Raw genomic sequence first — 25,761 nt, 5'->3', positions numbered from 1 at the left:
AGCGGCCCCACATCTGCGCAGCAGCGTTGCAGGCTGCCGCGCGTCCGGGACACGAGACCCACGATGACGAACGCACAGGGTGCGTGAACGCGTCCGCCTGCTACCGCCTGCGCTCGGCCGCCGCCGGCTTCGGCGGTTCGGGCGGCGGGGCGGGTTGCGATGAGTTGCTGGCGCCGAACAGCACGCGGGTCGGGTTGCGGTCGAAATTGTTCACGGCGCGGCTGATGTCGCCGAGGGTGCGGCGGCCGTCGGCCATCAGCGCGCCGGAGCGCTTGTCGAAATCCTCGGCGAGTTCGCGGATCGACTTCACCGCCTGAAACAGCTCGCCGCCATCCTTGCCGCCCGCCAGCGTGTTGAGGCCGAGCATGAGATTGTCGGCCTTGAGCATGACGCCGTCGACCTTGGCCATCACGCCGTCGATCTTCTCGGAGTTGCGGGCGAGCGAGTTGGTGAAGGTCTCCAGATTCTTCAGCGAGTTCTTCACCGTTTCCTGATTGTCGGCGACGATCTTGTTGATGTTCTGCAGCGTGGCGCGGATCGCCTCGGTGACGTCCTGGAGCTTGTTGGGGTCGGCGGTCAGCGTCGGGATGCCGTCCTGGTCGAGCGGCGGCGGTGCCGCGGCCTCGTCGCCGCCCTTGAGCGAGATTGCGGCGACGCCCGTGAGGCCCTGGAATTCGAGGCCGACCAGGGTGTCCTTGCGGATCGGGGCGTTGTTCTCGATCATGGCGAGTGCGACAACCCGCCGCGGGTTGTCCAGCTTCACCGAGACCACCTCGCCCACCCGGATACCGTTGAAATTGACGCTGCCGCCGTTGCGCAGGCCCGCTGCGGGCCCCTCGAACACGACGCGCAGGGGGCTGCGCTGCTTGGTGGTGTGCAGCGACTGAAACCACAGCACGAAGCCGATCGCCGCGGCGATCACCGCCAGCGTGAACGAGCCGATCAATACGTAATTCGCCCGCGTTTCCATCAGGTGCTCCGGCTACGACCCAGCTCTCAACCCAGCCACTTAACCCATGACCGCGCGGGCGCGCTTGCCATGGAAATATTGCCTCAGCCAGGGATGCTGCGAGGCCTGCATGTCGGCGATCGACCCTGCCGCAATGATCTTACCGTTCCCTAAAACGGCGATGCGGTCACACGCTGTGTAAAGGCTGTCGAGATCGTGGGTTACCATGAAAACCGTCAGTCCCAAAGTGCGCTGGAGGGTCCGGACCAGCTCGTCGAAATCGCCGGCGCCGATCGGGTCGAGGCCCGACGTCGGCTCGTCCAGGAACACGAGATCGGGATCGAGTGACAGCGCGCGGGCGAGCGCCACGCGCTTGATCATGCCGCCGGAGAGCTCGGACGGGAAACGCTCGGCGACTTCGGGCTTGAGCCCGACCATGGTCAGCTTGGCCATGGTGATCTCATCCATCAGCCGCTGCGAGACGCGCAAGTATTCGCGCATCGGAAACTGGATGTTCTGCCGCACCGTCAGCGAGGAGAACAGCGCGCCCTGCTGAAACAGCACGCCCCAGCGCCGCTCCACGTTGCGCCGCTGCGACGTGCTGGAGGAATCGAGGTCGACGCCGAACACTTCGATGCTGCCCGCGACCTTCGGCACCAGACCGATGATGGTCCGCGTCAAAACGGACTTGCCCGCGCCCGAGGGGCCGACAAATCCCAAAATCTCGCCGCGCTTGACGTCGAGGTTGAGCCCGTCGAGCACACGTGTTGCGCCGAACTGGACGGTGATGTCACGGACGCGGATGATGGGGTTTTGAATTTCGCCTGCCATCGTCACATCCCGATCGAGGCGAAGAAGATGGCGAACACGCCGTCCATGACGATGACGAAGAAGATGCCCTTCACGACCGACGCCGTGGTGTGCTGTCCCAGCGATTCCGCGCTGCCCTGCACGGCGAGCCCTTCGACGCAGGCGACGATGCCGATCACGGCGGCCATCACCGGCGCCTTGACGATGCCGACGATGAAATGATCGATCGAGATGGCGTCGCGCAGGCGCAACAGGAAGGCCTCCGGCTGCACGCCACCATAGAGCCAGGCAACCAGACCGCCGCCATAGAGCGCGGCCATCGCGCCGAGGAAGGCAAGGATCGGCAGCGCCAGCACCAGCGCCATCATGCGCGGCAGCACCAGGACCTCGATCGGATCGAAGCCCATGGTACGCAGCGCGTCGATCTCCTCGCGCATCTTCATCGAGCCGAGCTCGGCGGTGTAGGCGCTGCCGGAGCGGCCCGCGACCATGATCGCGACCAGGAGCACGCCGATCTCGCGCAGCACCAACACGCCGAGCATGTCGACGACGAAGATGTCGGCGCCGAAGCGGCGGAAATGGAAGATGCCCTGTTGCGCGATGATGCAGCCGATCAGGAAGGTGATCAGCACGATGATCGGCACCGCGCGCCAGCAGACCTGCTCCATGTGATGCACCGTCGAGGTCAGGCGGAACGAGCGCGGATGGATCAGGACGCGAAAGCCCGCAGCGAGCACCGCGCCGAGCATGTCGACGAGGCCTGCCACCGTGCCGGCGAGGCCGGCCACCGCCCGGCCGATCTGCTCCAGCATGCCGGTGATGGTGATGGGGCTGCGGTCGATCACGGGGGTCGCCCGCACCCGCCGCACCTCGTCGACCAGGCTCGAATAATTGGCGGAGAGCCCGGCGATCTGCGGCTCGACCGCGCCCGTGGTCAGGCTGCGGCGCAGCCGCTCGATCAGCCAGGCTCCGAACGTGTCGAGCTTGGCGATCTCGGACACGTCGATGAAGATGCTTTGCGGACTGCCGCCGAGCTTCTCGGCGTCGGCCACCATCCGTTCCAGGACCGGCGCAAAGCTCGCGGTCCAGGTTCCGGTGGCGCGGAGTGCCAGCGCGTTGCCCTTCGCAATCCGCTCCAGCTTCGGATCGCTACTCAAGACGTCCGCTCCCGTGCCGGGGCGGAGAAAATCAGATGGTTGCGCACGCGCCCTTACCCAGAGAAGGTATCCCCAAGTGGTTAATGTTAGTTGCTAGAGGTAACTAGCAGGTTCAGATTTCGCCAGAGTTCAAAATGACTTCCAGCAAACTTGTGGCTCTGGCGGCGCGAATCGAGCGCTTCCCGATCGCCGGCAGCTTTACCATCAGCCGGGGGGCGAAAACCGAGGCCGTGACGGTCGTCGCGGAGGTCAGCCGCGGCGGCCTGACCGGCCGCGGCGAGTGCGTGCCCTATCCCCGTTACGGCGAGACGCCCGAGGCGACGCTCGCCGCCATCCAGGCCATGCAGGGGGCCGTAGCGGGCGGGCTGACGCGGCAGGCCCTCCAGGCCGCCATGCCGCCCGGTGCGGCCCGCAATGCCCTTGATTGCGCCCTGATCGACCTGGAGGCCAAGGCGGCCGGCCTGCGCGCCTGGAACCTGCTGGATCGCCCCGTGCCGGGCGAGCGCACCACGGCCTACACGATCTCGTTAGGTGCCCCCGAGGCCATGGCCGCCGCGACCGCCAAAGCGGCGCACCGGCCGCTGCTCAAGATCAAGCTCGGCGGCGACGGCGATCCCCAACGCATCGCCGCCGTGCGCAGGGCCGCCCCCGAATCCCAGCTGATCGTCGATGCCAATGAAGCGTGGACCGAAGCCAATCTGGAGCACAACCTCGCCGCCTGCGCCGCCGCCGGCGTCACCCTGGTGGAGCAGCCGCTGCCATCAGGCAAGGACGAGGCGCTGGCGCGGATCAAGCGGCCGCTCGCGGTCTGCGCCGACGAGAGCGTGCATGACCGCTCCTCGCTGGCACCGCTGCGCGAACGCTACGACGCCGTGAACATCAAGCTCGACAAGACCGGCGGTCTCACCGAGGCGCTGGCCATGGCCGATGCCGCGCAGGCGCTCGGCTTCGAGATCATGATCGGCTGCATGGTCGCGACCTCGTTGTCGATGGCCCCCGCCATGCTGGTGACGCCGCAGGCGCGCTTCGTCGATCTCGACGGCCCGCTTCTGCTCGCGCGCGACCGCGACCACGGCCTGCGTTATGACGGCAGCCTGGTCTATCCGCCGGACGCCTCGCTCTGGGGATGAGCCGAGAATCGGTGCCGCGCCGACCAGATCACCAGCGCGCCGGCCGCGGCCATCGCCGCCATGACGTAGTACAGGCCATCGCCGATGCGGGCGTAGATCGCGCCTGACGCGATCGAGGTCGCAGCGCCCAAGAGCCCGTTGCAGGCGGCATAATAGCCCTGCCCCCGCGCGATCTGATGCGGGGGCACGCGCTGCACCAGCAGATTCATGGTGCCGACGATGGTCATGCCGAAGGTGAGGCCGTGGCCGAGCTGCACGATCGCGAGCAGCGCGAGCGGCGGCTCGTTGGCGGTGACGGTCCAGCGCAGCACGGCGGCCAGGCCCCCGATCGCCATCATGGTGGAGGGATGCAGCGAGAAGCGCGGCGACAGCGCGAACACGACGATCTCGGCGATCACGCCCAGTGTCCACAGGCCCGCGATGGTCAGCCCGCTGATGCCATGGAGCTGCCAGTTGATGGCCGAGAAGGTGTAATAGGCGACGTGGCTGCCCTGGATCAGCGCGGCCGAGGCGATGATGGCCCAGAAGCCGGCATCGCGCAGCAGCGCCGTGTTGGCGCGCGCTTCGGCGCTCTTGCGCCTGATGTCGTCGAGCGGCTGAAGCAACAGGCTGGCAAGGATCGCAACGACCGCCCAGGCCACGATGACCCAGATCAGATCGCGCGCCGCGATGACGTCGACGAGATAGCCGCAGGCGAGCGAACCCGCGGCGAAGGCCGCCGAGCCCCACAGCCGCAAGGGCCCGTAGTCGAGCCCATAACGGGCAACGCCGCGCAGCGCATAGGCATCGGTCAGCGGCATCGTCGGCGTCCACAGCACGCAGGTCAGCGCATAGATCAGGAACAGCGCCAGCGGCTGCTGTTGTAGTCCAACCGCTGTGAAGCCGATCGCGGTCGCCAGCACCGACACCATCATGGCGGCGCGAATGGCCCGTCGCTTTTCGGCAAACGCCGTGACCTGCGGCAGCGTGGTGAAGCGCGTGATCGCCGGCAGCGCGTTGATGAGACCGATCCAGGCCGCGTCCACGCCGATCGCCTTCAGCCAGACCGGAAAGAACGGCAGATGCGTGCCCGAAACCGCGAAGACCGCCGAATAGAACAGCGCGAGGCTCACGGCAAATCGCCGCTTCTTCGCTGCCGCGATGGGGATTTGTGATTCGGGCTGCATCAAACCAATTGCGATTCGGTCGATATCGTGGTGATCGTTACAGTAACGCGCACTGATTTGCGCGACGAGATTGTCATGGCCAACGAAGCATTCGCCCTCTCGCCCATGTCTGCCCGCGCGGCCGAGCCGAACGAGCAGGATTACGACGCGATCCGCGAAGCCTTCATGGAGACCGCGCGCGGCCGCTGGTTCCTCGGCGAATATGCCAAGCGCAACCGCAATGCGGACACCCGCATGGTGCTGGACGCGGTCGCGAAAATCGAAGAAACCCTTGCGGCACAGCGGCAACCCGTTGTCGAGGACCGCCTGCCGGAGGCGCTGGTCGAGATCCGCCGCGCCATCCGCGAGGCCGAGACGATCGCAATCGCGGCATTCGATCCCGCCGCGATCGAGGCGAGCCTCGCGCCGATCCCGCGCGGGGTTCGCATCATCAAGGAGATCTCCTGGCGCTGGCGCGAGATCGGCGCCGACGGGCGAATCTGCGACCTCATTGATTCGCAGCTCGCCTCGATCGAGGCCGCCTGCGGACAGATTTCGACCCTCGACCCTCGCGCCGAGCTCAAGGCTGCGTTCGATCTGCTGAGGGAGCGGATCGAGCAGACCGAGGGCGGCGCAGCGTCGCAGGCAGAGCATCCCTCGCCGGCGCCGGTGCAGTCAGCGCCCTCCGCCGTGGCGGAAGCTGCGCCTGCGCAAGCCGCGCCCGCCGCGATGGCGAGCGAAGCTCCCGTGGCCTTTACGGAGGCGCTGCAGGACGTCGCGGCCGCTGGCGAGGCCGAAGCAGCGCTTGAGAAAGCCGGCAGCGCGGAAGCATTCGCAGTGGCCGAGCAGGCCATGGATGCGACCATCGCGCCGGACATCGCTGGAAGCGAGCGAGCGCCGGACGAGGTCGCGGTTGAAGACGTCGCTCTTGAAGGGCCCGCCGCGGTCCTGGAGGTCACGGACGAGTTCTCGCTCGACGCCGCCGCGGAAGCCGAGGACGAAGCCATCCTCGAGGCCATCGCGCTGGAGATGGCGGCGCCCGATCCTCAGTTCGACGAGATCATCGAGCCGGTCGAGATTGCCCCGGTAAAGCCGGAACCAATGCCCTCGGATGTCGCAGCGCCCATTGCCTCCGAGCTTCCGGAGCCGATCGCAACTCAGCGGGTCGTCGCGGCCGTCGCGGAAGAGCCTGCAGCGGACGCACCGATCGCGATGGACTCGCTCGCGCGCCTCACCGACGCCATCGCGGAAGCCGCCGCCGAAGTGATGGAGCAGCAGGCCCCAGCCATGGCGGCGACGGCAACGTTCGCCGCAGGGCCGACCGCGACGCTGCCGATGCCCTCGCCCCTGCCCACGTCTTCGCCCGAGCCCTCGCTCGGCGCCACCATCCTCGCCAGCGGCATCTTGCAAAAGCCCCGCGCGCCGGCCAACGATCCCCTCGCCCCGATCCGCCGCATGACCCAGGCTGAGAAGATCGCGTTCTTCTCGTAAGAGACTACGCTCTCTCCACACCGTCATTGCGAGCGCAGCGAAGCAAATCCAGACTGCCGCCGCGGAAAGATTCTGGATTGCTTCGCTACGCTCGCAATGACGAGCGTGTCAATTCCGTCATCCCCGCGAGAACGGCTTCGCCGTTGCGCGGGGTAACGGTGGTGGATGAGTACTCACGATGACGGCGATCAGCCACTCACCCGCAATTCCACACCGCACCGATCGGCGTGCGCGTCCAGCACGGGCCAAAGCTGCCGCCATTGTAGCGGCCGCTGCCGAAGCCAGGGCGGCCGAAATAGTGCCACTCGCCATCCCAGCGGTAATACTGGGGAACCGGGTCGATGTACCAATGGCGGCGGTCGCTGCGCGCGAGACGCCGCATCGCGTCCTTCTGCTTGTAGAGCGGAATGCTGTTGCTCAGCGGCTGGCGATAGCCCGGCAGGAAGCCGTAGCCCTTCCAGACCGGCTTGGGACGCTTTTGCACGGGCTCAGCGGGCGCGACGGCGGGCAGCAGCGACAGGATGACAGCAACGAAGAGACACACAAGGCGAGACATGGATCGACCATAGACAGGCGGATGCGAGAAGGCCACTCAAATTCGAGTGGGAGGCTTTTCGCCGCCTTGATCAATATCCCGCACACACAGCCATGCCGGCTTTCGCGGAATCGTTATGCGTTGGCTCGCGGCGATCGGGCGGCTGGACCGATCTGATGACGTCCCCCGGCTGATCGCGCTCATCCGAAACGCGGGAAGCCCGACCATCGTGCTAGAATTGATCCGACCTGTCAGCACTCCGTTGCTGTACTGTCTGCTTCGCTATTCGTGGTGCCCTGTCGGAAGGAGCACACATGTCCACGGCGATCTCGACGCTCGGCGGGGTAGGTCTCTTCCTGCTCGGCATGACCGTGATGACGGAGGGCCTGAAGACACTGGCCGGCTCTGCGCTACGCACGGTGCTCGGCAAGGCTGCGTCGACGCCGCTGGTTGGCTCGTTCTGGGGGGCCTTGGTCACACTGCTGGTGCAGTCCTCCAGCGCAACGACCATGACGACGATCGGTCTCGTCAGCGCCGGCCTCTTGACCTTCCAGCAAGGGTTGAGCCTCGTCTTCGGCGCGAATATCGGCACCACCGGGACCGGCTGGCTGGTCGCGCTGATCGGCGTCCGCGTCTCGCTCACGGCCGCGGCGCTGCCGATGATCTTCGTCGGCGCGCTGACCAAGCTTCTCGGCAGCGGACGAATCTCCGGGGTCGGCGCCGCGCTCGCCGGCTTCGGACTTGTGCTGTTCGGCTTGACGACCCTGCAGCAGGGCATGGGCGGGCTGGCTGAACGATTGCACCCGGCGGATCTGCCCGCAGTCCTCGGCAGTCCCGGGGTGTCATGGTGGTCGGGCCTCTTCGGCGTGCTGGCGCTGGTCGTGATCGGATTGGTCATGACCGCGCTGATGCAATCGTCGACGGCCGCGATCGCGGTGACCCTGTCCGCCTATTTCGCGGGCGCGATCGGGTTGGACCAGGCCTGCGCCCTGATCATCGGCCAGAACATCGGAACAGCGACGAGTTCCGCCCTGGCCGCAATCGGCGCGAGCCCGACCGCGAAGCGGCTGGCCATCGCCTACGTTCTTTTCAAGCTGATTGCCGCACTCATCGCTTTGGTTGCTTTTCCCATAGTAACGCCCATGCTGCTGCGCGCCTCTGACACGATCGACGGCGTCACCCTGCTGGCCGGCTACCACACGGCCTTCAACGTCGTCGGCGTCGCGGTCCTGCTGCCCCTGATCAACCCGTTCACGCGACTGGTCGAACGAATTCTGCCCGAGCGCGGCTCGCCGCTGACGCGATGTCTCGATCCTTCGGCGCTTGGGACCCCGATCGTGGCGGTGGAAGCGGTACGGCGCACGATCGCGCGCGTGCTGTTGACGGTGTGCAGTTCGGTCGAGGCGAAACTTGCCCGCCGCGCTGGATCGATACGCCTGGGGAAGGACGCTGTATCCGTAGAGGAGGCGGCCGATGCCGTGCGCCAGGCACAAATATTCCTGTCGGATGTAGCTGGACCGCCTGAGACCGACGACGAGCAACAGCGTCTGACGAGCACGCTGCACGCCCTCGACCACGCGTCCCGGCTGACGGACCTCGCAAGTGGAGGAAACAATTTCGCTTCGGTGGCAGGCGGACCGGAGGACATCCGCGCCGGAGAGCTATGTGCCGAAATCATGCGAAGCGCGGCTGCGATTGCGCGTGGCGTGGCGGCGCCGCCCCGCGCCGACGGATCGCCGCACTCCGTACCCGCCTCGCGTGCCGGCGACGCCATGGCCGGTCCGCGCGCCGCCCCGCCCGACGAGGCGATCGCCGAGCTCGAGCGTTGTACGACACAGCTCGCCGAAATGCTGCGCGCCCATCGCAGTGCGACGCTCGGTGCGGTGGCCAATGGGACCCTGACCGCCGACGCCGCCCTGCTTCGTGTCGAGGCGGTGCGAAACCTCGAAGCCCTATCGCAGCACGCCTGGCGCTCGGCGGTTCATCTGGTGGGACAGGGCTAGCGCGGAGATATGTTCAAACAGCCTGAAGCGCGATGACCGTTCGCACCACTCATCGCGATTCAGATCACGCCCTTCCTGATCAGGAAGCAGCCATAGCCCCTGCTGTCGCCGACCTGCACCACGCCAAACCCGGCCGCTGCCGCGCGATAGAAATCCGGACGCGAGAGCTTGCCGGGCGTGACCGCGCGCCCGGCGGCGCGCGCGATCTCCGCCAGCACCGCGCGCTGCACCTCGGGCACGCGATCGGGATCGTCCACCGGCATCATCACGCGCACCGGATCCGGATCGAAATCGTCGAGCGGATAGACCGACATGATGGCGCGGACCGCGGTCTCCATGTTCATGCCCGGCAGCTGGATCAGGCGCTGCGACGTCGTGCCATGCGCGATGCGGGTCGCGGGGTGATTGGCGTCGACGAAAACGAGGTCGTCGCCATGGCCCATCGCGGCGAGCAGCCAGAGCAGGTCGGGCGTCAGGATCGGATCGATCGATTTCAGCATGTGACGGACTATCCTCCCCAATCAGTCGGTAACCATAGCAGGTTCCGAGCGTGATTCAGATCACTTAAGGCCACCATGGTGACAGGGATCACGGACCGCAAGCTCGAACGCGGCCAAGCTTCCTCGCGACCAATCTCGCATCGAGATGAGTGCCAGAGGAGCACGCCATGTTCCGCCTAAAGCCTTTCCTGATGACTGCGGGTCTCCTGGGAAGCCTGTTCGGTTTCGCCTGCGGGCCCGTTTCCGCGCAAGTCGCACCGGCCCAGCCGGCTCCCACCGCCCTGCAAGGCCCGGAGCAGCGGGTGGCGCTGGTGATCGGCAATGCGCGTTACCAGAACGCGCCGCAACTTGCGAACCCCGACGATGATGCGCAATCGATGGCGCAGTTCCTGAACTCCGCCGGCTTCGAAGTGGTCGCCGCGACCGATCTGACTCAGAACGACATGATCCGCGTGGTCCAGGACTTTTCCGCGAAGGTCGCCTCACGCGGTCCGAACACGGTGGCGATGATCTATTACGCCGGCCACGGCGTGCAGCTCGCCGGAGAGAACTATCTCGTTCCGGTCGATGCGAAGGTCTCCAGCCCGACCGAGCTCGTCAACAATTCGGTGCGCCTCGTCGACGTGATGTCGACGCTGGAGACGATCCCGAGCCGCATGCGCATCGTCATCCTCGATGCCTGCCGCAACAACCCCTTCCCTCAAGTCAACGACGCCGGCCGCGGCCTTGCCATCGTCGATGCGCCGAACGGTTCGATCGTCGGCTACTCGACCGCGCCGGGCGCCGAAGCGTTGGACGGCACCAATGGTCACAGCCCTTATACGCAGGCGTTCCTGAACATCGCTCGCGAACCCAACGTGCCGATCGAGCAGCTGTTCAAGCGCGTGCGCCTGCAGGTCAATCAGGCCACCAGCGGCGCGCAGATCCCGTGGGAGAGCTCGTCGCTGACGAGCGACTTCACCTTCTTCGGTGACACCGCGGTTGCGGCCAACCGTGCGCCGGTGAATGCACCCGTGGTGCAGATGGCCTCCAACCTGCCGAGCCGCTCGACCCGCCAGGCTTATGACTACGTCGTGTCCGAGGGCCGGCCGGAGTACTATCAGGAGTTCATCCGGATGTATCCGCACGACCCGCTGTGCGACCACATCCGCTGGCTGCTCAATAACCTCCTGATCTCGCAGGCCTGGCACATGGCAGTGCTCGCCAACTCGCCGCTCGGCTACAAGAACTTCTATGACAGCTACGGCAACAGCCCCTATGCGCAGGTCGCGCTGAAGCTCGAGGCCCAGCCGAAGCAGATCCCCCTGATGCAGCCGACCAAGTTCCTGGCGCCGCAGAACATTGCCCCGGTCTTCAAGATGGGCAATCTCGGCCAGCCCAAATACCTGCCGCTGATGCAGGGCAATGGTGGCGCGCAGATCAGTGGCAATCTGCCGGTCGTGCAGAAGCCGGTCGACGGCAACATCATCGGCAAGCTCGGCAATGGCGGCCAGATCGTCAACCTGCCGGCGGGCAACAATCAGCCGAACGGCACGCCATCGCAGACCCCGGGCAAGATCGTCACCCTGCCTGCGCCGACCAACACGACCAACAACACTGGCGGCACCGGCAAGATCGTGACGCTGCCCGTGACCATCAGCACGCCGAACGCAGGCAACGCCAACGGCAACCCGGGCAAGATCGTCAGCATGCCGGTCAATGTCGGCAAGGGCGGCTCGACTGTTGACGTGAAGCCTGTCCAGACGCAGAACAACCCGGTCCGCGTCAACAACGCCAACACCGGCATCGTGAAGCTCAACAGCAATCCGGTGAACAAGGTGCAGGTGCAGAACAACGTGCAGACCAATCGTCCGCAGCTCAACACGATGCCGAACCGCATGGCCAACAGCAGCAACAACTTCCGGCAGTCGATGAACCAGGCGCCGAGCATGAATGACGGCGGCAACCGTCGCGGCGGATTCATGCACTGATTGCGCAAGGCGCGCATGAGAAAGGGGGCAGGGCGGCGACGCTCTGCCCCTTCTTAACGTGGGGAGTAGAAATCAGGTCTGGTCGCCAAGGGCTAAAGCGCGATGAGATTTGGATGAATCGTCATCGCGCTTTAGCTTGTTGTTTACGCATGATCTTTCCGGAAAACCGCTTCGCACTTTTCCGGATCATGCTTTAGCTGCCCACCTCTCTCGTACGGAGAGGTCGGATCGCATCGACAGATGCGATCCAGGTGAGGGGATCTGGTCTCACTGGATGCCGCGGCCCCTCACCCGGATTGCTCAGGCGCGCAATTGCGCGCCATAGCAATCCGACTTCTCCCCGTCGGGGAGAGGTGGACCGAGCTCCCTCGCTACGTTCAGTCAGAAATCAGGCCACCAGCTCGGCGAACAGATCGGCATCGACATTGCCGCCGGAGAGCACGATGACGACGTTCTTCCCAGAGACGTCGAGCCGGCCCGCGAGTAGCGCGGCGAGGCCGACGGCACCGCCCGGCTCGACCACCAGCTTCAGCTCGCGATAGGCGAACGCCACCGCCGCGCCGACTTCCTTGTCCGATGCCGTGACGCCGCGCGCGAGCAGCTTGCTGTTGATCGCAAACGTTATCTCGCCCGGCATCAGGGCCATCAGCGCGTCGCAGATGGTGCGGCCTGCCGGCGGGTGCGGCTCGCGATGGCCGGCGGTCAGCGAAATGCCGTGATCGTCGAATGCCTCGGGCTCGGCCACCACGATCTCGGCTGACGGATAGCGCGCCTTCACCGCCGTGGCGACGCCCGCGATCAGGCCGCCGCCGGAGGCCGGCGCCACCACGATGTCGGGGCTGAGGCCGAGCGTTGCCATGTCTTCCGCAATCTCGCGGCCGGCGGTGCCCTGCCCTGCGATCACGAAGGGATCGTCATAGGGTTTAACAAGTGTTGCGCCGCGTTTCTCGGCGATGCCGCGCGAGATCGCCTCGCGGTCGTCCTTGTCGCGATCGTACAGCACGACCTCGGCGCCGTAGGATTTGGTGCGCTCGCGCTTCGACAACGGCGCATCCGCAGGCATCACGATGGTCGCCTGCATATCGAGAATTTTTGCCGCGGCCGCCACACCCTGGGCGTGGTTGCCGGAGGAGAACGCGACGACGCCGCCGGCACGCTTGTCCTGCGGGATCGAGAACACCTTGTTGAAGGCGCCACGGAACTTGAAGGAGCCGGTCCGCTGGAGCATCTCCGGCTTCAGGAACACCTTTGCGCCAACGCGCTCGTTGAGCACGGGGAAGGACAACAGCGGGGTGCGGATGGCGTAAGGCGCGATCACGCGCGCCGCGGCATCGATGTCGGCAGGGCCGACCGGAAGGGCCTGTTCGGTCATGGCGGAATGTTATCGCGGCCGGTCAGGCCCGGGCAAGACACCTCCGCGAGAGGATTTTCTCCGCAGCGTTTTCGAGCGAAGTGGCTACCGGTTCGCGTGAAGAAAACGCGTCAAAACAAGAATCTAGAGCTATTTCGATCCATCGGATCGAAATAGCTCTAGGCGACCTGGCGCGGCTGTTCCGCGCCGGTCCGGCCGGGCAGCACCGCGTCGACCGCCAGGATGCTGTCGATGAAGACCCGCGCCGAGGCTTCCCAGGTGTAATTGGCGGCAAACGCGACGCAGTCCTGCCGGGAGATGTCGAGTGCGGCGAAGCAGGCATTGCGCAGATCATGATCGAGCGCGCCGACCGGCGCGTCGCCGATCACGTCGCGCGGCCCCTTCACGGGGAAGGCCGCGACCGGCAGGCCGCTCGCCAGCGCTTCCAGCAGGACCAGACCGAAAGTGTCGGTCTTGCTGGGGAACACGAACACGTCGGCGGCCGCATAGATATCCGCCAGTTCCTCGCCATGCTTCTCGCCGAGGAAGATCGCATCGGGATAGGCCTCTTCCAGCGAGGCGCGCGCCGGGCCGTCGCCGACGACCACCTTGGTGCCGGGCAGGTCGAGGTCCAGGAACGCCTCGAGATTCTTCTCCACCGCGACCCGCCCCACCGACAGGAATACGGGCGCCGGCAGGCAGAGATCAATGACGCGGGGATGGAACAGCCTTGTGTCCACGCCGCGCGGCCACAGCACGACGTTGTCGAAACCGCGCCCGGTCAATTCGCGCGCGAGCGCAGGGGTCGCCGCCATCACGGCGCGGCTGGGGCTGTGGAAACGGCGCAGCGCCCGCCAGATCAGCGAACCCGGCACCGGCACGCGGGCGCGGACATATTCGGGAAAGCGGGTGTGGAAACTGGTGGTGAACGGCAGCCTGCGCTGGCGGCAATAGCGGCGGACCATCAGACCGATCGGCCCCTCGGTCGCAATATGGATGCTGTCGGGCCGCGCCTCTTCGATCAGCCGCGCGATCCGCGCCGGACGCGGCATGGCGAGGCGCAAATCGCGATAGCTCGGCATCGCGAAGGTGCGGAATGATTGCGGCGTCAGGAACGAGAATTCGACGCCAACACCTTCAACGCGAAGCGCCTTGGCGGCGTCAGCAAGCTTGGTCAGCGTCCGAACCACACCGTTGACTTGCGGGTGCCAGGCGTCGGTCGCGACCAGGATGCGCATCAGGCCGCCCTTGCCGCGACCTGTGGCACCGGCACCGGCTTCCGCAACTGATCCGCCCAGGTGATGATCTCGAAATGGCCATCATCATGTTCGACGAGGGCCGTGCAGCTCTCGACCCAGTCGCCGCAATTCATGTAGCGGATGCCGGCCTCGTCGCGGATGACGGCGTAGTGGATGTGGCCGCAGATCACGCCATCGGCCTCATGGCGCCGTGCCTCGGCGGCGAGTGCCTGCTCGAACGCGCCGATATAATTGACGGCGTTCTTGACCTTCTGCTTGGCCCATTGCGACAGCGACCAATAGGGCACGCCGAACATGCGCCGGAAGAAGTTGACGAAGCGATTCATCTGGATCGCGAAGTCGTAGGCCTTGTCGCCGAGATGGGCGAGCCAGCGCGCGTTCTGCACCACGAGATCGAAGATGTCGCCGTGGATGACGAGATAACGCTTGCCGTCCACGCCGGTGTGGACGGTGTTCTCGACCACGTCGATGCCGCCGAAATGCGTGCCGTAATAGTTGCGCAGGAACTCGTCGTGATTGCCGGGAATGTAGATGATCTTGGCACCCTTGCGCGCCTTGCGCAGAAGCTTCTGGACGAGGTCGTTGTGCGATTGCGGCCAGTGCCAGCTCGATTTCAGCGCCCAGCCGTCGACGATGTCGCCGACGAGATAGATGGTGTCGGCATCATGATAGCGCAGGAAGTCGAGCAGAAGATCGGCTTGAGAACCGCGGGCTCCGAGATGGACATCGGAGATGAACAGCGTGCGAAAGCGCCGCTCGGGGCTCTCGTCACTCACATCGTAACTTCCCATGCGCCAGCCTGTAACAATGTCCCGTGACAGGGGGATGACCGATTGAACCTTGAGGCACCTCAGATACGAATCAAACTTCGCCTCGCCCTGCCCCGCGAATATCAGTCGCATGCGACAATCAGGCGACATGGCGCCGCAGGCGGTGCCGGCAGCAATCCTGTCCTCCCCTGGAGCCCCGGAGCGGGAGGGTGAACTAGCCCCACGCGAGCCGCGCTAAACCGATGAACGGGCGCGCTTCCGCGGGCCCCAGCGTCAGTAGAACTTGTGGAAATGATGGATCGGCGCGTGGCCGTGCCCGACGCTGAAGCGGTCGGCGGCGCCGATCGCGGCGCTGATCCAGGCCTTGGCGTTGCGCACGGCGTTTTCCAGGCCCTCGCCCTTGGCCAGCCCCGCGGCGATGGCTGAGGACAACGAACAGCCCGTCCCATGGGTGTTCTTGGTGGGGAGGCGCGGCGCGGCGAGCGCGATCGTGGTGTCGGCACCGACCAGATAATCGATGCTCTCCGCGCCCTCCCCATGGCCGCCCTTGACCAGGACGGCGCGGCAGCCGAGCGACAGCAGGCGGCGGCCCTGGCTTTCGATCTCGGCCTCGCTTGCGGCCATCGGCTCGTCGAGCAGGGCCGCGGCTTCCGGCAGGTTCGGCGTGATCACGGTGGCCAGCGGTATCAGCTTGGTGCGCAGGGCGTCGACGGCCTCGGAGGCCAGCAGGCGGTCGCCGGACGTTGCCACCATCACGGGATCGAGCACGACGTGCCGGAACGCCCAGCGCGACAGCGCGGCCGCGATCGCATCTATGCTGGCGGCCTGGGCCACCATGCCGATCTTCACCGCGCCGACTTCGAGATCGGAGAACACCGCGTCCATCTGTGCGGTGACGAACTCGGCCGGCACCGCGTGAATGCCGGTGACGCCGCGCGTGTTCTGCGCCGTCAGCGCCGTGATCACGGAGGCGCCGTAGACGCCGAGCGCGGCGAAGGTCTTCAGGTCCGCCTGGATGCCGGCGCCGCCGCTCGAATCGGAGCCGGCGATGGTGAGTGCGACCGGGGTCGTCATCGCCGGATACATTTGCTTGAGGACGCCGCCATGGCCTCTCCTAGCGCGCCTATGGAACAGCAGCAAGCGTTGCCGATTCGCAAACCCGTCGCGCAGCGCGCGAATCAGTCGGGCAAGGCGCGGCCAGGAGCCCGCAATCATGCGGGCTTGAAAAATGCAACCTTGCCGCTCCCTTGGTATAGTCTCTAACCTTAGCGTGCTTCGCCGGTTGCGTGAGACACAGGTGGTGGAACTGTCCAGCGACACCGACGTTGCAGGCCGCCGCGGCCCGCAAACCACCTGGAACAGAACCTTGGGGTGGAACGATGTGGGCCTTCTTCGAACGTCTCCTCGACTCGTCCATGCTTTCGCCGCACGGCATCTGCCTGTTATGGGAGCCGGAGCTGATCGGGCTTCACGTCGTTTCCGACGCCTGCATCGCCGCCGCTTATTTCTCGATCCCCTTTGCCCTTGCCATCCTCGTCACCAAGCGGCGCGACCTCAAGTTCGGCTGGGTCTATTGGGCGTTTGCGATCTTCATCATGGCCTGCGGCCTGACCCATGTGCTGTCGATCTATACGCTCTGGGTTCCGGTCTACGGCATCGAGGGCCTCGTCAAGGCAGCCACGGCGGTCGCGTCGGTCCTCACCGCCGCTGCGCTCTGGCCGCTATTGCCGAAGATCCTGACGATCCCCTCGCCATTCGAGCTGCGGCAGGTCCAGGCCGCGCTCGAGGAGGAGGAAATCAAGAGCCGGGACGCCACGCTGCTGCTGCAACAGGTCCGGGACGCCCAGCGCGCGATGCGCGAGAGCGTTGCGCGCCTGACCGCGATCGTCGAGACCGCGGTCGACGGCGTCTTCCTGTTCGATGCGCAGGACCGCATCCTGCTGTTCAATCCGGCCTGCGAGCGCATGTTCGGCTACCGTGCCGACGAGGTGATGAACCGCAACGTCGGCATGCTGATGCCCGACGCTGATGCGGCACCCGCCGGCCAGGCGAGGCATTTCGCGACCGGCGGCGAGGCCATCGGCCTGCGCAAGGACGGCTCGACCTTTCCGGTGGACCTGTCGGTGGGCCAGGCGCGACAGGACGGCGAGTTGATCTTCGTCGGCATCGTCCACGACCTGACCGCGCGCAAGCTGACCGAGCAGCAGCTTCAGCAGGCGCAGAAGATGGAGACGGTCGGCCAGCTCTCCGGCGGCATCGCGCACGACTTCAACAACCTCCTGACCGTCATCATCGGCAATGCCGAGCACCTGAGCGAGCAGCTCAAGGAGAGGCCCGATCTCAGGCGCTTTGCCGACGACATCTGCCAGTCGGGCGAACGGGGAGCCGAGCTGACGCAGCGACTGCTCGCCTTCAGCCGCCGCCAGCTGCTCCAACCTCAGACGATCGATTGCCGGAGCCTGCTCGACTCCATGTTCAAGCTGCTCAAGCGCACCTTGCGCGAGGACATCGAGATCAGGACGACCTCCGGGCCCGGCACGATCCTGGCCTTTGCCGACCGCGCCCAGCTCGAATCCGCCGTGCTGAACCTCGCGCTCAACGCGCAGGATGCCATGCCATCGGGAGGACATCTGACGCTGAGCACGGAGTTGGCTGCGATCGACGACGACTATCGAGCCCTTCACCCTGAAGTCGCACCCGGTGCCTACGCGTTGATCTCGGTCACCGACGACGGCGAAGGCATGACGGCTGATGTCACCGCACGCGTCTTCGAGCCGTTCTTCACCACCAAGGAGGTCGGCAAGGGCTCCGGTCTCGGCCTCAGCATGGTCTATGGCTTTGCAAAGCAATCGGGCGGCCACGTCGCGATCTACAGCGAGGCGGGCCTTGGCACCACGGTCAGGATCTACCTGCCGCGCGCCAACGCCGGACAATCACAGCCCGATCTTCCCGACAGCGAGGCCGCGGCGCCGCGAGGCTACGAGACGATCCTGATCGTCGAGGACGATCCGTTCGTCCGCTCCTCCGTCATTCGCAGGGTGGAGGCGCTCGGATATCGCGTCATTGCCGCGGTCAAGGGCAAGGATGCCTTGCAGCAGCTGCGGAGCGATCCCAGCATCGACTTGCTGTTCACCGATGTCGTGATGCCCGGCGGCATGAGCGGCTGGGAGCTCGCCGATCAGGCGAGGCGCGTTCGTCCCGGTCTGCCGGTCCTGTTCACCTCGGGCTACGCGCTGGAGACCCTGGTCGAGCAGGGCCGCGCGCAGGCGCAAGCAATCGTGCTGACCAAGCCCTATCGCAAGGCCGAGCTCGCCGAGCGGCTCAGGGATGCGTTGGCAACAGCAGTGGTCACGTCCTAAAGCCTGATCCGGACCCGGAGGGCCGCGTTAGCGCAAAGTTCGCAGCGGTTCTCCGAAAAGATCATGCTCAAACAACACCGGAAGCGCGATGACGAGCTGGCTCGGTCGCATCGCGCTTCAGCGCCGCAGCCGAATGCACCCCGGACGCCCGCAAGTTTGCTTGCTAAATCCGGCTGGTTTTGGCCTATTAGCCGCCAGATACGCTTTCGGAGTGCCCGCGATGGTTCCTTTCTTCGTTCAGATCAAATGCAAGCTCGGCCAGTCCTATACGGTGGCCAATGCGCTTGCCGAAGCCGAGATCGCCTCCGAGATCTACTCCACGGCCGGCCAATACGACCTCCTGGTGAAGTTCTACGTCGACAAGGACACCGATATCGGCCATTTCGTGAATGAGAAGGTGCAGGTGCTGCCGGGCATCCAGGACACCCTCACCATCATCACCTTCAAGGCGTTCGGCACGGGCTAGAGCATGATCCGGAAAAGTGCGAAGCGGTTTTCCGGAAAGATCATGCGTAAGCAACAAGCTAAAGCGCGATGACGATTCATCCAAATCTCATCGCGCTTTAGACCTGCAACACTAAAGTTTTGTTGGTTGGACCGATGCAAGCCGAAGAGGTCACCTCTCCCGAAGGGAGAGGTCGGAGCGCATCGAAGATGCGATCCGGGTGAGGGCTCCAGGTCTCAGTGGGCGCTACAGCCGCTCACCCGGATTGCTGCGCAATCCGACCTCTCCCCGTCGGGGAGAGGTGAACACGGACCGCCGCGACGACGTTCGTACCTTAGCTGCCCTGCTTGCGTTTCGGTGGCGTCGGCCCATCCACCGGCGGCAGCGATTTGAGGTACTCCGCCATCGCCGCGAGATCTCCGTCAGATAATTGCGAGGTGTTCTTGATCACGCGCGTCATCGCGCCGCCGACACTGTCGCCATCGGGCAATTCACCCGTCTTGAGGAAATAGGCGAGATCCTTCGCACTCCACTCGCCAAGGTGCTTCTGGGTGATGTTCGGGACCCAGCCCTCGCCTTCCGGATTGGGACCGCCGGCAAATTGTTGGCCGGCGATGATGCCGCCCAGCACATTGCGCGGGCTGTGGCATTCGGCACAATGGCCAAAGCTGTTGACGAGATAGGCGCCGCGCTTCCATTCCCGCGACTTGCTGCCATCGGCAATGAATGGCTTTTCGTCCAGAAACAGGAATTTCCAGATCCCGATATTGCGCCGGATGTTGAAGGGAAGACCGACGTCGTGGTCACGCACCTTGCCCGCAACAGCCGGCAGCGTTTTCAGATAAGCAAAGAGATCGAGCACATCCTCGCGCCTGGCGTGCTGATAGGAGGTATAGGGAAACGCCGGAAAGTAATGCTGTCCGGCCGGCGAGACCCCGTGCATCACCGCATTGACGAAATCGGCGTCGGTCCATTTGCCGATACCATCGTTCGGATCGGGCGAGATGTTCGGCGCGTAGAACGTTCCGAACGGCGATTTGATCGCGACGCCACCTCCGAGCCTGAGACGATCGGGCTGGTTGGGAACGGCATGGCAGGACGCGCAACCGCCGGCGTTGAACATCACCTCCCCGTTGGCGAGATCGGGCACATGGGCCGGTGAATTGCCCACCGCCGCCACCCCCGGCGCGCTGAGCCACCAATAGATGCCGGAAGCAGCCATCGTGGCGAGCAGCGCCAGCAGAATTGTTCGTTGCAACATGCGCACCCATTCACTCGTTGCGGCGAACTTATGACCGATCTCGTCACGGCTCCAGCCACGAAGAATTTAGCCCGCCCTGGCCGGAGACGGGAATAAACTGAAATGCCGGCTGTTGGAAGTTTGCCAGCCCGAACGGGTTCAACAGGGAGAATGCCATGAACAAGACCGTCATCGCCGTGTTCGCGCTCGGTGCCGTCGCTTTTGCCGGGCCGGCCTGTGCCGAAAAGCTGAAAGCAACGCTCGACGGCAAGTCCGAGGTGCCCGCAACGACAACCAGCGGCACCGGAACGGCCGATCTGAACTATGATGCCGCCAGCAAGAAGCTGTCCTGGACCGTGACTTATTCCGGCCTCTCCGGCCCCGCCACCGCCGCGCACTTCCATGGGCCTGCCGAAGCCGGCAAGAACGCCGGCGTGGCGGTTGCCATCCCGAATGCGGCCTCGAGCCCGGTCAAGGGCGAAGCGACGCTCACGGACGCGCAGGCCGCCGATCTGCTCGGCGGCAAGTACTACATCAACATCCACACCGCGGCGAACCCGGGCGGCGAGATCCGCGGTCAGGTGACGAAGTAAGCGTCAAGGCTGCTTCGTCATGGAAAGGCCGGGTGCGACGGAGGGCGCGCCCGGCCTTTTCGATTCCGGAGGCGCTCAAGCCGCGTTCAGCGCCTGCGTGAGATCGGCGATCAGGTCCGACGGGTTCTCGATGCCGATCGACAGCCGGATCGTGGAATCGAGGACGCCGATTTTGCGGCGGATGTCGGCTGGAACGCCGGAATGGGTCATGGTTGCGGGCAGGCTCGCGAGCGATTCCGTTCCGCCGAGGCTCACTGCAAGCTTGAGGATCTGCAGCGCGTTGAGGAATCTGACCGCCGCCTCCTTGCCGCCGGCGATGTCGAACGAGAACGTGGATCCGGCACCGAAACACTGCCTCGCAAACGCGCGCCCGGCCGGTGACGCTTCCTCGAGATGACCGAGATAGTGGACCTTGGCGACCTTGGGATGACCGCGCAAGAAGTCCGCCACGAGGCGCGCATTGTCGTTGGCCTTCTCCATGCGCAGGCTCAGCGTCTCGAGCGAACGGTTGATCATCCAGCAGGAATGCGGATCGAGCTGAGTGCCGATCGCGCCCCGCAGCGCCTTGATGCCCTTCATGACAGCCTTCGAGCCGAGCGCGGCCCCCGCGATCAGATCGGAATGACCACCGACATATTTGGTCAGCGAATACAGCGAGAGGTCCGCACCGTGCTCGATCGGCCGCTGAAACACCGGTCCGAGCAGCGTGTTGTCGCAGGCGATGATCGGTGTGTGTCCCTGCGCCTTTCCGATCGCGTCGGCAACACGGCGGATCATCGCGATGTCGACCAGGCCGTTGGTCGGATTGGCGGGCGTCTCGATCAGGATCATCGAAACCCGTCCCTTGCCCATGGCCTGCTCCGACGCCTGCTTGACTGCCGTCTCGTCGATACCGTCGGCAAAGCCGACGGCGCCGATCGACAGACGCGCAAGCGTGTTCGTCAGCAGGGTTTCCGTCCCGCCATAGAGCGGCTGGGAATGCAGAATCACGTCGCCGGGGCGAACAAAGGCCAGGATCGTGGTTGCGATGGCCGCCATGCCGGATGAGAACAGCGCACAACTTTCGGTGCGCTCGTAGATCGCCAGCCTGTCCTCGACGATTTCGCTGTTGGGATGATTGAAGCGCGAATAGACGAGGCCTGCGCCCATGCCTTCCGGCGGCTCGCGCCGGCCGGCGACGTAATCGAAGAAGTCCTGCCCGTCCTCGGCCGTCCTGAACACGAAGGTGGAGGTCAGGAACACCGGCGGCTTGATGGCGCCTTCCGACAATTGTGGATCATAGCCATAGGTCAGCATCAGCGTTTCCGGATGCAGCATATGGTTGCCGATATGGGTCTTGGACGGGAAGGGTTTTGCCATGGCCTGTCTCGCTGTCTTGATGCAGGTGCTCGCCGCGGTTGGAACCTCCTGATCTCATGAGGCAGTCGGGAAGAGATGCGCCGACTCGCACCAACGCCGCGGCCATTGACTCAAAGATAGCTGTTCGGACCGCGATCCGTCAGACCTTGCGAACGGAAAAAGGCGGTTGCTTGCGCAACCGCCCTTCGATTCCGGTAGTTCGGATGACGACGAGTCTCGCCGTCAGCCGTTCTTCACGCGATAGGTTTCGTGGCAGCCGCCGCATTCCTTGCCGATCGCGGGCAGATTCGCTTTGAGCGAGTCGAGATCCTTGATCTTGCTCTTGGCTTCGCCGACGATCTTGCCGAAGCTCGCGATCTTCGCATCGAAGCCGGCCTTGTCCTCCCAGATCTTCGGCGAGGTCGAGTAGTCACCGTCGAGCTTCACGCCCTTGGCGCTGGCCGGAAACAGGTTCGGCAGCTTCCTGGCGGTATCCTCGAACTGCGCCAGCGCGCTGTTCACCGTGGCCTGGTCGTAGGGCTTCTCGCCCTTGACCATCGCCGACATCGCGCCGGCGTTCTTGCCATTGCCCTTCATCAGGGTCTGGACCTCCTTGATGGAATCCGGGTCCGCCCAAACCGCCCCCATACCGAGCAGCAGCGCGCCCCCGACAACCAACACTCGCTTCATTCGCAAAACCCCTTTTCATGATGCAGGATCGTGCCGACCCTTCGATGGCCAACACCGATTGGCAGATTTCATTCCATCCAGAACGCGACGACAGATCGTCGCGCTCTGCATGATCGTTGAGGATGATGTCCCCGCAAACGCGTTCTGCGTTTGCCCCGCAAAACGCGTTCCGCGTTTGCTTGGGGGAATCACAGGCTATGGCGGCGGTGATGCTCGTTGATCGCGATCCACACCCGCTCCGGCGTTGCCGGCATGTCGATATGGTCGATCTTGTATTCGCGCCAGAGCGCGTCGACGATGGCGTTGACGACGGCCGGACAGGAGCCGATCGCGCCGGCCTCGCCGGCCCCCTTCACGCCCATCGGATTGGTCTTGCAGGGGACGTTGTGGGTCTCGAACACGAAGGCCGGCCCGTCCGCCGCGCGCGGCAGCGCGTAGTCCATGTAGGTGGCGGTGATGAGCTGGCCGTCGGCGGCGCCATACACCACTTGCTCCATCAGCGCCTGGCCGATGCCTTGCATGGCGCCGCCATGCACCTGCCCCGCCAGCAGCAGCGGATTGAGCGTCTTGCCGAAATCGTCGACGATCACGTAGTTGACGATTCTGATGATGCCGGTGGCCGGATCGATCTCGACCTCCGCCAGATGCGTGCCGTTGGGATAGGTGCCGTCGGCGCTGGCGAAGGTCGCGCTGCCGTTCAGCTTCGCCGGATCGGCGCCGGGGCGCTTGGCGAGATCGGCGAAGGAGATCGAGCGGTCGGTGCCGGCGATCCGGATCACGCCGTCGGTGATCTCGAGGTCGCCGGCGCTCGCTTCCAGCGCCTGCGCTGCAAGCTCCTTCAGCTTCTTGCCGAGATCGCCCGCAGCGCGCTCCACGCAGACGCCACCGGTGGGAATCGAGGCCGAGCCACCGGTGCCGAGGCCCGTCGCGATCTCATTGGTGTCACCCTGGTGGATATGCACGCGCTCCGGCGGCAGACCGAACTGCTCCGCGACGATCTGCGCATAGGCGGTCTGATGGCCCTGCCCGCTCGATTGCGTGCCGATCAGGACGGTGACATCGCCATTGGGATCGAGCCGGACATTGGCCGTCTCCTCACCCATCACGCCGCAGATCTCGACATAGCTTGCGAGCCCAATGCCGCGGATCAGCCCCTGCTTCTTGGCCGCCTTGGCACGCTTGGGAAACTCCTTCCACTCGGCGATCTCCATCGCGCGCTTCAGATGCGCGGCGAAGTCGCCGGAATCATAGACCTTGCCCGTGGCCGTCTTGTACGGCAGCGCCTTGGGCGGGATGAAATTCTTGCGGCGGATGGCGTCCGGCGTCATATCGAGTTTTCGCGCGCAGGCATCGACGAGACGCTCGATCACATAGGCCGCCTCGGGCCGCCCGGCGCCACGATAGGCGTCCACCGGAACGCTGTGGGTGAAGATGGTGCGCACCCGGCAATGGAAGGCCTGGATGTCGTAGAGGCCCGGCAGCATGCCGGCGCCGCCATGCGGGATGTAAGGCCCGAAGGTCGAGAGATACGCGCCCATGTCGCCCATCAGGTCGCAATCCATCGCGAGGAATTTACCGTCCTCGGCCAGCGCCATCTTTGCGGTGGTGACGTTGTCGCGGCCCTGCGCATCGCCCATGAAATGCTCGGAGCGATCGGCCGCCCATTTCACCGCCTTCTTCAGTTTTCGCGCGGCCACCGCCATCAAAGCGTATTCCCGGTAGGGAAACAGCTTCGTGCCGAAGCCGCCGCCGACGTCGGGGCAGATCACCCGCATCTTGTCGGTGGGGATGTTGAGCACGTTCTGGCACAGGATGTCGCGCAGGCGATGGCTGCCCTGGCTGCCGACCGTCAGCGTCAGATGGTCGCGCTTGGCGTCGTATTCGCACACCGCCGCGCGCGTCTCCATGAAGCTCGCGACCACGCGCGGATTGACGATCGAGATTTCGGCGACCGCATGTGCCTTGGCAAAGGCAGCTTCCGTCGCCGCCTTATCACCGATCGAGACGTCGAACAGCACGTTGCCTGGCTTGTCCGGCCAGACCTGCGGCGCGCCCTTCTTCACGGCGTTGACGACGCCGGTCACCGCCGGCAGCGGGCTCCATTTGACCTCGATCGCCTCGATCGCATCCCGGGCCTGGTCGATGGTCTCGGCGACCACGAAGGCGATGGCATCGCCGACGTGGCGCACCTCGTCCTTGGCGAGGATCGGGTAAGGCGGGCCGGTGAACGGATCGGTCTCGAGATTGAACAGGCAGGGCAGATTGCCGAGGTCCTTGACGTCGTCGGCAGTCAGGATCAGCGCGACGCCGGGCAGGCCGCGGGCGCGGCTCACGTCGATCGTGTATTTGGCATGCGCATGCGGTGAGCGCAGCACCAGGCAGCGCAGCGCGGCCTGCGGCGCGTAATCGTCGGTATAGCGGCCCTTGCCGCGGATGAGCGCGTCATCCTCCTTGCGCAGCACGCTTTGGCCAACGCCGAACTTGATGGGAGCCGCCATTGTCTTTTCCCGTTCTCATGGTTGTTTTGCGAGCCATATTGCCGTGGAAAAAGTGGCAAGGCAAACAGGTTTAGGCGGGCACACTGGTGGCAGGCCGGGAAAGCACCGCGCACCCGTCACCACGGCGTCTAGATTGCACCGCGAAGCAGGACCTCACCTCCATACTTGAGGAGCCCGCCAAAAGCGGGCCTCTCGAAGGATCAGCAACGAAGACGCAGCCCACCAGGCCTCCTGACAAGTTACATGCCACCGCGCCTCCACGGATCCATCGCGCGATCTCTCAGCCTGTCGAGAGCCCTTGCAGACGTGAAGTAGTCGATCTCGGCTCGCGTCAAGCCGATATCCATCAGCGCCCTGTCACTCAGATCGTGCAAGTTGACTCGTGGGCTCTGGCGCCGCTCCTGAAAGGCGCGCCAGTAGCGATCGAGCAGGCTCAAGACGATGGAGAAGTCGAGGCGAAGCCGCGCGGCATCGACCTCCGGCTCGCTTGCGCTGTTCGTCAATTGTGGTGGCATCGGATGCTCCTGC

The 25,761-nt window shown here is 65.1% G+C and carries 22 protein-coding genes; 7 read left to right on the top strand and 15 right to left on the bottom strand.

Features of this window, described 5'->3' with window-relative positions; all coding sequences use genetic code 11:
• Nucleotides 1-100: 100 nt before the first annotated feature.
• From P6U27_RS12285 to P6U27_RS12275, 3 genes are read right to left on the bottom strand one after another with little or no spacing between them, the layout of a single operon-like run.
• Complete coding sequence (locus P6U27_RS12285) at nt 101-970, bottom strand: MlaD family protein (protein WP_122402383.1); 870 nt, start codon at nt 968-970, stop codon at nt 101-103.
• Nucleotides 971-1,009: 39 nt separating this feature from the next.
• Entirely contained in the window at nt 1,010-1,780 is a 771-nt protein-coding gene (locus P6U27_RS12280) for an ABC transporter ATP-binding protein (protein WP_162500203.1), read from the bottom strand.
• Nucleotides 1,781-1,782: 2 nt separating this feature from the next.
• The gene (locus P6U27_RS12275; protein WP_122402382.1) at nt 1,783-2,916 is read right to left on the bottom strand and encodes an ABC transporter permease; all 1,134 of its coding nucleotides are present in this window, start codon (nt 2,914-2,916) and stop codon (nt 1,783-1,785) included.
• A 134-nt stretch (nt 2,917-3,050) separates the two neighbouring features.
• Here P6U27_RS12275 and dgcA point away from each other — a divergent pair, with 134 nt between their 5' ends.
• Complete coding sequence (gene dgcA / locus P6U27_RS12270) at nt 3,051-4,046, top strand: N-acetyl-D-Glu racemase DgcA (protein WP_122402381.1); 996 nt, start codon at nt 3,051-3,053, stop codon at nt 4,044-4,046.
• Here dgcA and P6U27_RS12265 read toward each other — a convergent pair.
• The gene (locus P6U27_RS12265; RefSeq protein WP_122402380.1) at nt 4,016-5,212 is read right to left on the bottom strand and encodes a major facilitator superfamily domain-containing protein 6; all 1,197 of its coding nucleotides are present in this window, start codon (nt 5,210-5,212) and stop codon (nt 4,016-4,018) included. The genes dgcA and P6U27_RS12265 overlap by 31 nt on opposite strands.
• 75 nt (nt 5,213-5,287) lie before the next feature.
• Between P6U27_RS12265 and P6U27_RS12260 the strand changes: the two genes are divergently transcribed.
• The gene (locus tag P6U27_RS12260; protein ID WP_162500202.1) at nt 5,288-6,682 is read left to right on the top strand and encodes a hypothetical protein; all 1,395 of its coding nucleotides are present in this window, start codon (nt 5,288-5,290) and stop codon (nt 6,680-6,682) included.
• A 196-nt stretch (nt 6,683-6,878) separates the two neighbouring features.
• On the opposite strand, the gene P6U27_RS12255 is transcribed toward P6U27_RS12260, so the two are convergent.
• Complete coding sequence (locus P6U27_RS12255) at nt 6,879-7,238, bottom strand: hypothetical protein (RefSeq protein WP_407194119.1); 360 nt, start codon at nt 7,236-7,238, stop codon at nt 6,879-6,881.
• A 293-nt stretch (nt 7,239-7,531) separates the two neighbouring features.
• On the opposite strand from P6U27_RS12255, the gene P6U27_RS12250 reads away from it, so the two are divergent.
• Entirely contained in the window at nt 7,532-9,220 is a 1,689-nt protein-coding gene (locus P6U27_RS12250; protein ID WP_122402377.1) for a Na/Pi cotransporter family protein, read from the top strand.
• Between the two features lie 59 nt (nt 9,221-9,279).
• Here the strand turns inward: P6U27_RS12250 and P6U27_RS12245 are convergent, their stop codons facing one another.
• Complete coding sequence (locus P6U27_RS12245) at nt 9,280-9,720, bottom strand: RbsD/FucU family protein (protein ID WP_122402376.1); 441 nt, start codon at nt 9,718-9,720, stop codon at nt 9,280-9,282.
• A gap of 167 nt (nt 9,721-9,887) precedes the next feature.
• Between P6U27_RS12245 and P6U27_RS12240 the strand changes: the two genes are divergently transcribed.
• On the top strand, nt 9,888-11,690 hold the full coding sequence (locus P6U27_RS12240) for a caspase family protein (protein ID WP_162500201.1): 1,803 nt from the start codon (nt 9,888-9,890) through the stop codon (nt 11,688-11,690).
• A 388-nt stretch (nt 11,691-12,078) separates the two neighbouring features.
• Here P6U27_RS12240 and P6U27_RS12235 read toward each other — a convergent pair whose 3' ends face one another.
• The 4 genes from P6U27_RS12235 to thiD all read right to left on the bottom strand — a co-directional run bounded on the left by P6U27_RS12235 (nt 12,079) and on the right by thiD (nt 16,144).
• On the bottom strand, nt 12,079-13,062 hold the full coding sequence (locus tag P6U27_RS12235; RefSeq protein ID WP_122402374.1) for a threonine/serine dehydratase: 984 nt from the start codon (nt 13,060-13,062) through the stop codon (nt 12,079-12,081).
• 158 nt (nt 13,063-13,220) lie between these two features.
• Entirely contained in the window at nt 13,221-14,279 is a 1,059-nt protein-coding gene (locus P6U27_RS12230; RefSeq protein WP_122402373.1) for a glycosyltransferase family 1 protein, read from the bottom strand.
• Nucleotides 14,279-15,091: a UDP-2,3-diacylglucosamine diphosphatase gene (locus P6U27_RS12225; RefSeq protein WP_122402372.1), complete on the bottom strand. Its 813-nt coding sequence runs from the start codon at nt 15,089-15,091 to the stop codon at nt 14,279-14,281. Before P6U27_RS12225 ends, P6U27_RS12230 begins: the two co-directional genes overlap by 1 nt.
• Before the next feature lie 252 nt (nt 15,092-15,343).
• Nucleotides 15,344-16,144, bottom strand: a complete 801-nt coding sequence (gene thiD / locus P6U27_RS12220; RefSeq protein ID WP_122406559.1) for a bifunctional hydroxymethylpyrimidine kinase/phosphomethylpyrimidine kinase — start codon at nt 16,142-16,144, stop codon at nt 15,344-15,346.
• A gap of 341 nt (nt 16,145-16,485) precedes the next feature.
• Here thiD and P6U27_RS12215 point away from each other — a divergent pair, with 341 nt between their 5' ends.
• Together P6U27_RS12215 and P6U27_RS12210 are read left to right on the top strand one after the other, a co-directional pair.
• Nucleotides 16,486-18,429 carry a PAS domain S-box protein gene (locus P6U27_RS12215; protein WP_407194118.1) on the top strand — a complete coding sequence of 648 codons (1,944 nt, stop codon included), beginning with the start codon at nt 16,486-16,488 and terminating at the stop codon, nt 18,427-18,429.
• Between the two features lie 220 nt (nt 18,430-18,649).
• Nucleotides 18,650-18,895, top strand: coding sequence for an Lrp/AsnC family transcriptional regulator (locus tag P6U27_RS12210; RefSeq protein ID WP_018642903.1), 246 nt, complete (start codon nt 18,650-18,652; stop codon nt 18,893-18,895).
• A gap of 313 nt (nt 18,896-19,208) precedes the next feature.
• On the opposite strand, the gene P6U27_RS12205 is transcribed toward P6U27_RS12210, so the two are convergent.
• Nucleotides 19,209-20,135: a cytochrome c gene (locus P6U27_RS12205; protein ID WP_122406558.1), complete on the bottom strand. Its 927-nt coding sequence runs from the start codon at nt 20,133-20,135 to the stop codon at nt 19,209-19,211.
• 155 nt (nt 20,136-20,290) lie between these two features.
• On the opposite strand from P6U27_RS12205, the gene P6U27_RS12200 reads away from it, so the two are divergent.
• A complete protein-coding gene (locus P6U27_RS12200; protein ID WP_407194117.1) occupies nt 20,291-20,707 on the top strand; it encodes a CHRD domain-containing protein in 417 nt (138 codons plus the stop codon).
• Nucleotides 20,708-20,782: 75 nt separating this feature from the next.
• Here P6U27_RS12200 and P6U27_RS12195 read toward each other — a convergent pair whose 3' ends face one another.
• From P6U27_RS12195 to P6U27_RS12180, 4 genes are all read right to left on the bottom strand, one after another.
• Nucleotides 20,783-22,066: a cystathionine gamma-synthase family protein gene (locus tag P6U27_RS12195; protein ID WP_122402370.1), complete on the bottom strand. Its 1,284-nt coding sequence runs from the start codon at nt 22,064-22,066 to the stop codon at nt 20,783-20,785.
• 222 nt (nt 22,067-22,288) lie between these two features.
• Entirely contained in the window at nt 22,289-22,735 is a 447-nt protein-coding gene (locus P6U27_RS12190) for a cytochrome c (protein ID WP_122402369.1), read from the bottom strand.
• Between the two features lie 188 nt (nt 22,736-22,923).
• Entirely contained in the window at nt 22,924-25,233 is a 2,310-nt protein-coding gene (locus P6U27_RS12185) for a xanthine dehydrogenase family protein molybdopterin-binding subunit (RefSeq protein ID WP_122402368.1), read from the bottom strand.
• A gap of 239 nt (nt 25,234-25,472) precedes the next feature.
• Nucleotides 25,473-25,748 carry a hypothetical protein gene (locus P6U27_RS12180; RefSeq protein ID WP_407194116.1) on the bottom strand — a complete coding sequence of 92 codons (276 nt, stop codon included), beginning with the start codon at nt 25,746-25,748 and terminating at the stop codon, nt 25,473-25,475.
• Between the last annotated feature and the right edge of the window lie 13 nt (nt 25,749-25,761).

Origin of the sequence: Bradyrhizobium sp. STM 3566 (genome assembly GCF_045571445.1) — a bacterium.
Classification (GTDB): Bacteria; Pseudomonadota; Alphaproteobacteria; order Rhizobiales; family Xanthobacteraceae; genus Bradyrhizobium; species Bradyrhizobium vignae.
Note: the sequence above shows the minus strand (reverse complement) of the source record. Positions and strands in the feature narration are given on the sequence as shown.

Bases quoted from the DNA above. Each gene is read 5' to 3' on its own strand.
- P6U27_RS12200 (WP_407194117.1), top strand. From the start codon at position 20,291: ATGAACAAGACCGTCATCGCCGTGTTCGCGCTCGGTGCCGTCGCTTTT.
- P6U27_RS12255 (WP_407194119.1), bottom strand. From the start codon at position 7,238: ATGTCTCGCCTTGTGTGTCTCTTCGTTGCTGTCATCCTGTCGCTGCTG.
- P6U27_RS12250 (WP_122402377.1), top strand. From the start codon at position 7,532: ATGTCCACGGCGATCTCGACGCTCGGCGGGGTAGGTCTCTTCCTGCTC.
- dgcA (WP_122402381.1), top strand. From the start codon at position 3,051: ATGACTTCCAGCAAACTTGTGGCTCTGGCGGCGCGAATCGAGCGCTTC.
- P6U27_RS12240 (WP_162500201.1), top strand. From the start codon at position 9,888: ATGTTCCGCCTAAAGCCTTTCCTGATGACTGCGGGTCTCCTGGGAAGC.
- P6U27_RS12225 (WP_122402372.1), bottom strand. From the start codon at position 15,091: ATGGGAAGTTACGATGTGAGTGACGAGAGCCCCGAGCGGCGCTTTCGC.
- P6U27_RS12245 (WP_122402376.1), bottom strand. From the start codon at position 9,720: ATGCTGAAATCGATCGATCCGATCCTGACGCCCGACCTGCTCTGGCTG.
- P6U27_RS12265 (WP_122402380.1), bottom strand. From the start codon at position 5,212: ATGCAGCCCGAATCACAAATCCCCATCGCGGCAGCGAAGAAGCGGCGA.
- P6U27_RS12205 (WP_122406558.1), bottom strand. From the start codon at position 20,135: ATGTTGCAACGAACAATTCTGCTGGCGCTGCTCGCCACGATGGCTGCT.
- P6U27_RS12235 (WP_122402374.1), bottom strand. From the start codon at position 13,062: ATGACCGAACAGGCCCTTCCGGTCGGCCCTGCCGACATCGATGCCGCG.
- P6U27_RS12230 (WP_122402373.1), bottom strand. From the start codon at position 14,279: ATGCGCATCCTGGTCGCGACCGACGCCTGGCACCCGCAAGTCAACGGT.
- P6U27_RS12190 (WP_122402369.1), bottom strand. From the start codon at position 22,735: ATGAAGCGAGTGTTGGTTGTCGGGGGCGCGCTGCTGCTCGGTATGGGG.
- P6U27_RS12180 (WP_407194116.1), bottom strand. From the start codon at position 25,748: ATGCCACCACAATTGACGAACAGCGCAAGCGAGCCGGAGGTCGATGCC.
- P6U27_RS12195 (WP_122402370.1), bottom strand. From the start codon at position 22,066: ATGGCAAAACCCTTCCCGTCCAAGACCCATATCGGCAACCATATGCTG.
- P6U27_RS12280 (WP_162500203.1), bottom strand. From the start codon at position 1,780: ATGGCAGGCGAAATTCAAAACCCCATCATCCGCGTCCGTGACATCACC.
- P6U27_RS12260 (WP_162500202.1), top strand. From the start codon at position 5,288: ATGGCCAACGAAGCATTCGCCCTCTCGCCCATGTCTGCCCGCGCGGCC.
- thiD (WP_122406559.1), bottom strand. From the start codon at position 16,144: ATGACGACCCCGGTCGCACTCACCATCGCCGGCTCCGATTCGAGCGGC.
- P6U27_RS12285 (WP_122402383.1), bottom strand. From the start codon at position 970: ATGGAAACGCGGGCGAATTACGTATTGATCGGCTCGTTCACGCTGGCG.
- P6U27_RS12215 (WP_407194118.1), top strand. From the start codon at position 16,486: ATGCTTTCGCCGCACGGCATCTGCCTGTTATGGGAGCCGGAGCTGATC.
- P6U27_RS12210 (WP_018642903.1), top strand. From the start codon at position 18,650: ATGGTTCCTTTCTTCGTTCAGATCAAATGCAAGCTCGGCCAGTCCTAT.
- P6U27_RS12185 (WP_122402368.1), bottom strand. From the start codon at position 25,233: ATGGCGGCTCCCATCAAGTTCGGCGTTGGCCAAAGCGTGCTGCGCAAG.